The sequence below is a fragment of the Kitasatospora sp. NPDC059327 genome (assembly GCF_042752535.1).
Lineage (GTDB): Bacteria > Actinomycetota > Actinomycetes > Streptomycetales > Streptomycetaceae > Kitasatospora.
On record NZ_JBHYYB010000058.1, the window covers coordinates 48,501 to 57,667 of the forward strand.

The 9,167-nt window shown below is 73.6% G+C and carries 12 protein-coding genes; 1 reads left to right on the forward strand and 11 read right to left on the reverse strand.

The window, feature by feature from the left end:
• The first annotated feature begins 113 nt into the window (after positions 1-113).
• Positions 114-602 carry a hypothetical protein gene (locus tag ACFXHB_RS29175; protein ID WP_380577659.1) on the forward strand — a complete coding sequence of 163 codons (489 nt, stop codon included), beginning with the start codon at positions 114-116 and terminating at the stop codon, positions 600-602.
• Positions 603-1,012: 410 nt separating this feature from the next.
• On the opposite strand, the gene ACFXHB_RS29180 is transcribed toward ACFXHB_RS29175, so the two are convergent.
• The 11 genes from ACFXHB_RS29180 to ACFXHB_RS29230 form a co-directional block, all read right to left on the reverse strand.
• Positions 1,013-1,864 (reverse strand): protein phosphatase 2C domain-containing protein, encoded by an 852-nt coding sequence (locus tag ACFXHB_RS29180; RefSeq protein WP_380577660.1) that lies wholly within the window; start codon positions 1,862-1,864, stop codon positions 1,013-1,015.
• 37 nt (positions 1,865-1,901) lie between these two features.
• A complete protein-coding gene (locus ACFXHB_RS29185; RefSeq protein WP_380577661.1) occupies positions 1,902-2,540 on the reverse strand; it encodes a DUF5753 domain-containing protein in 639 nt (212 codons plus the stop codon).
• Between the two features lie 142 nt (positions 2,541-2,682).
• Positions 2,683-3,612: an endonuclease/exonuclease/phosphatase family protein gene (locus ACFXHB_RS29190; protein WP_380577662.1), complete on the reverse strand. Its 930-nt coding sequence runs from the start codon at positions 3,610-3,612 to the stop codon at positions 2,683-2,685.
• 86 nt (positions 3,613-3,698) lie between these two features.
• Positions 3,699-4,043 carry a nucleotide pyrophosphohydrolase gene (locus ACFXHB_RS29195; protein ID WP_380577663.1) on the reverse strand — a complete coding sequence of 115 codons (345 nt, stop codon included), beginning with the start codon at positions 4,041-4,043 and terminating at the stop codon, positions 3,699-3,701.
• Between the two features lie 60 nt (positions 4,044-4,103).
• On the reverse strand, positions 4,104-6,101 hold the full coding sequence (locus ACFXHB_RS29200) for an ABC transporter ATP-binding protein (protein WP_380577664.1): 1,998 nt from the start codon (positions 6,099-6,101) through the stop codon (positions 4,104-4,106).
• Positions 6,102-6,198: 97 nt separating this feature from the next.
• Positions 6,199-6,711, reverse strand: a complete 513-nt coding sequence (locus ACFXHB_RS29205; protein WP_380577665.1) for an HIT family protein — start codon at positions 6,709-6,711, stop codon at positions 6,199-6,201.
• A complete protein-coding gene (locus ACFXHB_RS29210; RefSeq protein ID WP_380577666.1) occupies positions 6,699-7,172 on the reverse strand; it encodes a GNAT family N-acetyltransferase in 474 nt (157 codons plus the stop codon). The genes ACFXHB_RS29205 and ACFXHB_RS29210 overlap by 13 nt, the downstream gene beginning before the upstream one ends.
• A gap of 23 nt (positions 7,173-7,195) precedes the next feature.
• Positions 7,196-7,414: a hypothetical protein gene (locus ACFXHB_RS29215; RefSeq protein WP_380577667.1), complete on the reverse strand. Its 219-nt coding sequence runs from the start codon at positions 7,412-7,414 to the stop codon at positions 7,196-7,198.
• Positions 7,415-7,419: 5 nt separating this feature from the next.
• Positions 7,420-7,902 (reverse strand): NUDIX domain-containing protein, encoded by a 483-nt coding sequence (locus tag ACFXHB_RS29220; RefSeq protein ID WP_380577668.1) that lies wholly within the window; start codon positions 7,900-7,902, stop codon positions 7,420-7,422.
• Positions 7,903-7,995: 93 nt separating this feature from the next.
• Positions 7,996-8,478 (reverse strand): NUDIX domain-containing protein, encoded by a 483-nt coding sequence (locus ACFXHB_RS29225; RefSeq protein ID WP_380577669.1) that lies wholly within the window; start codon positions 8,476-8,478, stop codon positions 7,996-7,998.
• Positions 8,475-8,981, reverse strand: coding sequence for an NUDIX domain-containing protein (locus ACFXHB_RS29230; RefSeq protein WP_380577670.1), 507 nt, complete (start codon positions 8,979-8,981; stop codon positions 8,475-8,477). Before ACFXHB_RS29230 ends, ACFXHB_RS29225 begins: the two co-directional genes overlap by 4 nt.
• Positions 8,982-9,167: the final 186 nt, after the last annotated feature.

The following is a 9,167-nucleotide window of genomic DNA, read 5'->3' on the forward strand; positions in this document are numbered from 1 at the left end:
GGGTCCGGTCAGCCTCCGAACCCCGCACAGGGTTGCCGAGTCGGACGGAACGGCGGCAGCTGCTGTACGCGGCCGGGCATAGTGAGGGCAGGGCTGCCGAGAAGGAGACGAGAGTGGTCAAGAAGAGGCTGTGGTGGAGGGCCGGCGCGTTGGCGGCGCCGGCACGATCGGCCGGGTGGTCGGATGCCCTGTGGCGGGCAGCCGAACTTGTCGAACCCCGTTGGGAGGGCGACGAGGGCCCGTACGACTCGCACGCCGTCCACGGGCTGCAGGCGCTGGCGCTGCTCCTGCTGGCCGCTGCCGAAGAGCACGCCGGGCGCGTGAGTGACGTACCGGAGACGGAGATCCGAGCGACGGCCAGCGATCCGGTGCGCGCCGCCGCGGTGGTCGAGGGGTTCGTCACCGGCCGCGCGGGCGCCCCCGGGTACGAGTGGGTGGCGCCGCTGGCCGAGGAGCTGCTGCGCGAGCACGTGCCGCTGCCCGACCTGTTCGAGGTCCCCGATGCGCTGACCGACCGGCGCGGAACCCCGCTCCAACGGGGGCTGGAGTGGCTGGCCTGGGCACTGGACGACACGAAGGCGCAGGTACCGGCCCGGCAGTGAGGCGACGGTGGGGCAAAGTGGCCCGTCGGCGTCGGGAAGTCCCGCCGAGGGGTGCGGTCAGGCGGCCCTCGCCTGCCCGGGAATCTCGGGGAACCCGGATGGTGTCCGACGGGCCGCGGGGGGCCAGTCCTCGGGCAGGGTCCGCAGCAGCACGCAGACGTCTCGGGCGCCCGCGCCCCGGCGCGCCGGGCAGGGCCACGATCCACAGGTCCCCGAGCGGCGGTATTCCGTTATTTCCAGGCAATCCGAGCACGTCATCAGTAGCGCTGCCGCTTCGGAGGAATCCGCCCATACAGCCACAGGGCACCCTTTCTGTCTGCTTTCGACGGTATGGGTGGCCTGGGTCCCCAGGGAGCCCTACCGGGCCGTAAGTGGTGATGCTCACGTCCGGCAGGGCTGCGGGCGGCGGGTCAGCCGGTAGGCGGGATATCGAGGACGGCGAGGGCCTTGTCGTCGCTCTGCTTGTAGCGGGGCCAGGCCCGGCCGTGGGCGTCCTGCTCCTCGGCGGCGTGGACGGCGTCGACCACGGCCTGAGGCCCGTCGGCGCGGCAGGCGGCGGCCAGCTCAGCCCACGAGTAGAGGCCGTAGTCGTCGACTGCGCTGGACACCCCGTCGGTGGCCGCCAGGATCTGGGCGACCTGGGCTCGCGGCCAGGTGGCCGTGACTGCCTGGCGGCCGGCCTCCGGGACGGCCTCGGCCACCCAGTAGCCGCCCGGCCGGTTGATCCAGCCCATCTGGGCGTCGCGCAGCTCGACCAGCAGCCGGTGGTGCCCGTCGTCGAAGCCGCTGCCCGCGGCCAGGCGCCGCCGGTACTCGGCAGCCTGCGGCCGGGTCTCCACCAGCTCGGCCAGGCGGGTGTCCGTGAGGACCTTCACCGTGCCGTCGTGGCCGGTCACCACGACGGGGCTGTCGCCCAGGACAGCGGCCTCGACCACCGTGTCGCCCAGGCGCACGACGGACACCGTCGCTGCGGGCGAGGCCCCCGGTGTCAGCGCGTATTCGCGGGTGATCGCCGAGATCGCGTCGTGCAGGACCTCGGTCAGCTCGACCCCCGGGCCCGAGGCGAGACAGTCGAGGATCAGCTTGCCGAGGGTGTCCGCGTACCAGCCGCCGCGGGGCCGGTCGTCGGAGAGCGTGGAGACTCCGTCGAGGACCACGAAGGCGTCGCCGGAGGGCGTGGCCAGGATGCGGTCCTCGCTGGGGCGGTCGTTGCGGCCGGGCCGCTCGCCGGTTCGCAGGGACGGGGCGGAGGTCGGTGGCACAGGCGGTGTCCTTCGCGGGCTGGAGGAACGGGGGCGGTCAGGTGTTCTGCAGGGCGGTGGTGATGATGGCGCGGGCGTCGTCGAAGTACACGGCGGACTGTTTGAGCCGGTCGAAGGCCCGCTGGAAGAGCGGGACACGGTCGTCGGTGATCGTCTCGCCACCGCGGTAGCCCTCGACCTCGACCCGGGCGCCGTCGAAGATCCCGAAGCCGTCCCCCGGGTAGACGTGCAGGCGGGCGCGGGCCGGGATGATGCCCAGGGTGAGACCGGGCAGGTCCATCGCCTCCAGCAGGCGGGCGAGCTGGGGACGCATCACGGCCGGGCCGCCGATGCCGGTGAGCAGGGCCTGCTCGCCCAGCAGGACGTGGTGGGTGCGCCCGCCCTGGCCGAGGTACTGGGCGCGGGCGACGCGCTCGGCGGCCCCGGCGTCGATGTCGCGGGGGATGTCGTGAAGGTCGACGACCAGCCGCAGGACCTCCCTGGCGTACTCGCGGGTCTGCAGGTTGCCCCAGACGAGGTCCGGGCTGAACCCGTGATAGTGCCTGGTCTGCTCCACGAGCCGGCGGAACTCGGCCTGGGTCGGGCCGGTGCCCTGCTGCAGCAGGGCCTGCCAGTCGGGAGCGGACACGGGAACCCCGTGGGTGTGGACGGGGTCGGGGTTGCCGGGCTCGGACATGGTGCCTCCATGGGGTGCGGGTGCGGCCGGGGTTCCGGCCGGCGGACGGGGCGGGGCAACTGCGGCGGAGCGGTGGACCGGCCGGGGATGCGGGACCTCGTCCCGTTGGCGAAGCGGGTGGGGACGGCGACGGCCGTGCCCGTCAGGTGCGAGCGATCCCGGCGGGGTCGATGTCGACGTGGACGAGCCGGTGGTCGGACGCCGTCGCACCGGCCGGCGAGAGGTGGACGCCGTAGCGGACGAGCGCGGGCGCGACCGGGCGGGTGGCCAGGAACAGGTCGATACGGCGTTCGCCCCACGGGTCCGGGTCACCGTCCCCGTCCGCCCAGTACCCGACGGTCGGCCGCCACCGCGCACCGAGGTAGGCGGCAGCGTCGACCGTGAACCCGTTCCGCAGCAGCGCCCTGGTCGGCCGGCGGTCGGCCAGGTTGGTGGAGCCGATCGTCTCCGGGACGCACTGGTACTCCAGGTCGTCGTGGTCCTGGCCGGTGTAGGGCTCCACGTCGTAGAAGCCGCCTCCGGGGCCGGTGGCGGCCGAGATCGAGTTGAAGTCCCCGGCGACCAGGCCCACCTTCGCACCGCCGGTGCGCCGCAGGAGCCCTTTCAGCCGCAGTGCCTCGTTCGCCCGGAAGTCGGGCCTGAACGGGTCGCCGTGGTAGGAGGCGACCAGGAACGGCTCGGCGACGCCGACGTCGAGGCGGACGGTTGCCAGGCCGTGCCAGAAGTCGGGTGCCCCGTACGCCAGGAACCCGTTCGGGACCGGGGCCGCGACCGCGGGGTTCCACAGGACGGCCGTGTACCAGGGCCGGCGGAAGCTCGCCGCCGCTGCGACGCCTGCCGTGCCCCGGCGGGGGACCTCGCAGACCAGCCCGCAGTCGGCCGCCAGGCGCCGTACGACTTCGGCTGCCGCGCGGTCCCAGTCCTGCGGGTCGGGCACCTCGTCGACCAGGATCTCCTGCACGGTGAGAATGTCGGGCGCCAGTTCCCGGATCGCGGTGACGCGGTCCTGCCACCGGTCCGTGCCCACCTCGGACGGGCTGGCCTTGTAGAGGTTGAAGTTGGCGATGCGCACGAGGGCCGCTCCAGGGTCGGGTCGGTCGGCGGTGTCCGGTGCGGGCAGGCAGAACCCGACCTGCCCGCACCGGACCGGTGTTTGGTTCATCCGGCCGTGCCGGGGGCGAGCTGGGCGCGGATGCGGGCGGTGAGAGCGGCCATGTCGGAGGGGAACCGGGCTTCGAGGTCGATGTCGGTCTCCTCCGCGATCACCAGGAGGGAGAACAGGCAGTCCGACAGCTCGTGGGCGAGAGCCTCGCGGTCGGCAGCCACGTCGGTGCGGTGCCCTTCGTGGGCCATGACCAGCTTCGCGAGGTCGCCGACGTCGCCCGCGAAGCCGAGCGCGTAGTCGGTGAGGTCCCAGCGCCGCCCGAGCCGTCGTTGATTGAGCTGGTCGTAGGCGAGGCGAACCGCGTGTGCGGCGTCGTACAGCCGTCTCCGGTCGGACATCGAGCACCTCCAGGTGGTGGACGGGGCAGGAACCCTGCCGGGTTCCTGCCCGGCGGGGGGTCAGGCGGACTCGGCGGCCGGTTCGCCGTCGCGCTGGTGGGGGACGGCGCTCGCGTACTGGGCGGCCTGGAGGAGGTAGGAGGCCCGGTACCGGCCGCCGGGGTCGGCCATGAGCTGGGCGTGGCTGCCCTGTTCGGCGAGGCGGCCCTGGTGGAGGACGTAGATGAGGTCGGCGTCGGCAGTGGCGGCCAGGCGGTGGGTGATCAGGACCACGGTCAGGCCCTGGTCGGCGAGTTCGCGGATGCGGGCGAACGCCGCGACCTCGGACTGGGCGTCGAGGGCGGAGGTCGGCTCGTCGGCGATCACCAGGTGGGTCGGGCGTCCGCCGGGCCCGTCGGTGGTGGCCCGGTGGTGGGTGCGGGCCATGCCGACGCGCTGCCACTGCCCGCCGGACAGCTGCACGCCGCCCTCGAAGCCGCGGGCGGCGAGGGTGTCCCAGCCGCGGTCCTGCGCCTCGACGATCGGGTGCAGGTCAGCGTAGTCGGCTGCGTGTTTGAGCAGGGCGGGGTCGTCGCCGTGCTCCGGGCGGCCGACCAGGACGTTGGCGCGCAGGGTGAACGGCCAACGCTGGAAGTCCTGTTCGAGGACGGAGACGGAGGAGAACAGCTGGTCGCGGTCGGCGCCGGCGGTGTCGGTGCCGTCCCACCGGATCCGTCCGGTGTCGGGCAGGTAGAGGCCGCAGAGGACCTTGACCAGTGTGGACTTGCCGGAGCCGTTGTCCCCGACCAGGGCGATCACCTTCCCGCGCGGGATCGTGAGGGTGACACCGGACAGGGCCGGGGTGCTGCGGCCGGGGTAGGTGAAGCCGACGTCCTCCAGGGTGATCGCCTCGGGGCGGTGCGGCAGGTCGGTGCCGCCGGTGGGGATGGCGCGGCGTTCGGCCTCGCGCTGCAGGCGCTCCAGGTCGGCGACGAACAGCGCCTCCTCGTAGAGGCCGTTGGCGGTGTTGACGAGGGAGGTGATGTCGGCGGCGCCGGTGCGGATGCCGACGACCGCGGTACCGGCGACGGCCAGGGCCATCTGCCCGTCGTGGACGAGCCAGCCCAGGACGGCGAACGTCGCGGCGGAGGCCAGCCCCGACAGGGCGGAGGCGAGCGCCGAGGTGCCGGCGGTGGCGCGCGCGAGCCGGTTCTGCTCCTGCTCGGACGCCTCGGCCATCGCGACGTAGTGGCCGAGGACGAACGGGCCGATGGCGTGGACGCGGACCTCGGGCGCGGAGTGCGGCTGGGTGATCAGCTGGGCGAGTATGGCCGCGGCCCGGTGGTGCTGGAGCCAGGCCATCACCGAGCCGTAGCGGCGCCGGGCAGAGCGCACCGCGCCCCAGCCCTTCGGCGCCGCGATCAGCACCAGCATCGGCAGCAGCACCGGGTCGAGGGTGAGCAGCACCCCGCCGGCGGCGACCAGGCCGAGCAGGGCGGTGAGGACGGCGATGCTCTGGCCGATCAGGCGGCGTACCGCTGCGGTGCCGAACCGGGCGGACTCCAGCAGCCGGCTGAACTCCGGGTCCTCCAGGGAGGCCAGCTCGACCCGGGCCGCGCGGCCGAGGAACGCGACGGTCGCCGCCCGCTCCGTCTTGGGTTCCAGCCGGTCGCCCGCCCAGGCGGAGGCGATGCCGAGCAGCGCGGCCAGGGCGGAGGCGGCGCCGACGGAGAGCACGGCCGGCAGCGCCGCCTGCAGCAGCCGGTCCGCGCTGCCCTGGGCGAACAGGGCACCGAGCGCCCGGTTGGTGGCCAGCAGCCCGAACGCGGCGGCCAGCGCACGACCGGTCTCGGCGACGGCGACGACCACCAGGGCGGTGCGGTCGGCCTGCCACGCCAGGCGCAGGGCGGTGCGCAGCAGGCCGGGGATCTGGCGGGCGACGGTGAGGAAGCCGATCGTGAGCATGGTCTGCTCGTGGGAGGTGAAGCCGTAGTCGTAGCGCAGCCGGCCGCCGAACAGGAACTGCTCGCTGGCGGAGACGTCCCCGTCGGGTTCGGTGGTGGGCTTGCGGGTCTTCAAGCGCTCTCCTTCGGGTGGCGGCTGTGATCAGGGCCGGTCGTCCGTGTCGGCCAGCCGGCGGGGCGCGGGGGCGAAGCAGGCCAGGGTCGCTCGGCGGTCAGGTCCCCTGGGGGTCCGGGCCGCCGAGGCGGGTGCGCAGGGCGGCGGCAAGGTGTTCGTCCCGCTCGGGGCTTTCCGCGAGGACGCCCGCGCCCTCGGTCATCAGGGCGTGGAACTGCTGCCGCTCGTAGGGGACGCCGGGTGGCAGGGCGGCGATGTGCCAGTGGACGTGGGAGTTGCCCTGCATACTGCCCAGGCTCAGTACGTACACCCGCTCGGTCGGGACGACCGCTGCGAGTGCGGTGGCGACCCGGTGGACCACGCGCTGGAGTTCGAGGTACCGGTCCTCGGTGAGGCCGCCGATGGTGTCCTCGACGTGGGCGCGCGGAGCGACCAGCACCTTGCCGGGCAGGGTGGGATAGCGGTCGAGGAAGGCGACGTGGTCGCCGTCGTCCAGGACGACCCGGTGCTCGTAGCCGGGGACGCCGTCGAGCATCGAGCAGATGAAGCACGGCCCGTTGCGGGCCTGGTCGTTGTAGGCGTCGAGGTCGAAGGCGGTCAGCGCACCCACCCGCCCGGGCCGGGGCGCAACGTCATGAAGCCGTCCAGGGCCTCGAAGCCGAGGGTGCGGTACAGGCTCGCGCCGGCGGCGGTGGCGCGCAGTTCGATCGAGCCGCAGCCGCGGGCCTTGAACGCCTCGACGAGTGCGGTGGTGACGGCCCTGCCGTGGCCGCGGCGCCGGTGGTCGGGGTCGGTCGCCACCGTGTGGATGCGGCCCCAGAGGCCGGTGGGGAAGGCCGGTCCGAGGTAGCCGCGGTAGACGATGCCGATCGCGCAGGCGGCCAGGCCCTCCTCGGCGGGGGCGACGTAGGCGAGCAGGTTCGGGTCGGTACCGAGGCGCTCGTGCATGTCGTCACGGAAGGTGGTGCGCCACTGTTCGGTGAGCGGGCCGCCGTCGAGGACGGCGACGCGCAGGCGCAGCAGCTCGTCGGCGTCGTCGGGGCCGGCGGGGCGAACGGGCAGCAGGGGCAAGGTGGTTCCTCCGGGTGGCGCGGTCACAGGGGCAGGTGCGGGGACGGGGGTTCGAGGCGTTCGAGGTAGCGGTCGACGCCGCCGTCGGGGCGGTGGACGGTGCGGTAGGCGTAGGGGACGGCGGACTGGGGGAAGACGACGACGCCTTCCTCCACGACCGCGCGGCGGCCGGCGATCGCGTCGAGGCGGGCGTCCGTGTCGGCCGGCAGCAGCGGGTCGGGGGGTCGTCGGTGGCGGCCCACCTGCCTCACGCTCCGACCAGGTCGCGCGGGTCGAACGAGCCGTCCCAGCCGTGGGTGGAGAACCCGCGCCCGCCGGTCAGGTACATGGTCAGGGCGCTGTGGGAGGTGGGGAACATGGGCAGCGGCAGGGCGTCGGCCGGGGCCCACTGAACGGCGAGGTGCTTGTCCGGTTCGGTGTTCGTGAGCTCCCCGGCCCAGGCGGTGGCGAGGAACACGACCAGCAGGAACGGGCCCTTGCCGTCCCACCCCTGCTTGACCTGGACCGTGTGGACCAGCCGCAGGTCCCCTGGCGCCACCACCAGGCCGGTTTCCTCGTGCAGCTCTCGGGCGGCGGCCTCGTCGAGGCGTTCGCCGACCTCGACCTTGCCGCCCGGGATCGTCCAGACGGGCGTCGTGCTCCAGCTGTTCGCGGCGTAGCGGATCAGCGCCACCCGCCTGTTGTCCCGGTCGTGGGCGATGACGGACACGGCCTGCCGCAGGCTCTCCACAGCACTACCTCCAAGGCTGGTTGGGAAACGGTGGTCAGGGGGTCAGGGCGGGTCTGGACAGCCGGTCCACGTCGTCCGGGACCGCGGCGGCGCTCATGCGGTCCACCCGACGGTGGACAGGGTGCTGCCGCGGCCGATCTCGGCGAGCGCATGGGCGGTGTACGGCACCGTGTCGGCCGGCAGCGCGTGGAGCGGCCACCGGCGCAGTTCCTCGCACTTGTGCGGCTCCTCGTTGCGGATCCGCCCGGTGTGGCGCAGGGGGCGGAAGAACAGTTGGAGGCGGGAGCGGCCGTCGTCCGGGTCGAGGTGGTGCAGCGTGTGGAGGAGGACGAGGTCCTCCTCGGCGATGCGGATGCCCAGCTCCTCCTCGGCCTCGCGGCACATCGCGCCGGTGACCGTCTCGCGGGTCTGCATGTGACCTGCGGGCAGGTGCCACATGCCGTTCGCGAACGAGGTGTTGCGGCGCCGGCCGAGCAGCACGGTGCCGGCGTCGGCGAGGACGAGGTGGACGCCGACGACCAGCGTCAACGGGTCCTCGCCCGCGGCCGGAGGCTCGGCGTGGACTCGGGGGTTCACGCGGTCCTCTCGAAGGGGAGGCCGCCGGTGATCAGCGGCAGGTAGTGCTGCATGTAGGGCGGGACCTTGAGTAGCGGCACCTCGTCGAGGGGAACCATGCGCACGGCCAGGCCCTCGTCGCCGAGCCGCAGGTCCGAGGCGGGGCCGTCCCAGGTGGCGTGCAGGACGCGGGTGAGCGGATGTACGAGCTCGTGCTGCGGGCCGGGGACCGGACGGATGCGGGTGACGGTGATCCCCGCTTCCTCGTGGATCTCCCGGGCCGCGGTCTGCTCGGGGGTCTCGTCGGCTTCCCGCCACCCGCCGATCGGCGTCCAGTAGCCGGGCCAGGCGATGCCGGGCTTGTCGTCGCGGTGGTGCAGCAGCAGGTGTCCGGCCGGATCGGTGACGAGGGCCATGATGCCCTCGAAGTTGTCGTCCGAGGAGGGGCGTTCGAAGTAGAGCGCCCGCTCGGCGCGGTGGGCGCGCAGGACCTGCAGGAGGCGCTGGTAGCGGTCCGGTTCCATGAGCGAGTGCCAGGTGTGCGCGGTCTCGAACCGGAACTCGGTGTGCTCCGCATCAAGGCGGATTCGCGCCTGCTGCTCGGGGGTGAGGACGCGTGAAGTAGGCCGCCGGCGAGGTGCCTCTGGGTGAGGTCCTTTTCCGGCGGCCCCTTCCCGAACCGGGCTTGCGGCTTTCACCGCACCCGGCTC

Bases quoted from the DNA above. Each gene is read 5' to 3' on its own strand.
- ACFXHB_RS29185 (WP_380577661.1), bottom strand. From the start codon at position 2,540: ATGTCCGAGCCCGGCAACCCCGACCCCGTCCACACCCACGGGGTTCCC.
- ACFXHB_RS29195 (WP_380577663.1), bottom strand. From the start codon at position 4,043: ATGTCCGACCGGAGACGGCTGTACGACGCCGCACACGCGGTTCGCCTC.
- ACFXHB_RS29230 (WP_380577670.1), bottom strand. From the start codon at position 8,981: ATGGAACCGGACCGCTACCAGCGCCTCCTGCAGGTCCTGCGCGCCCAC.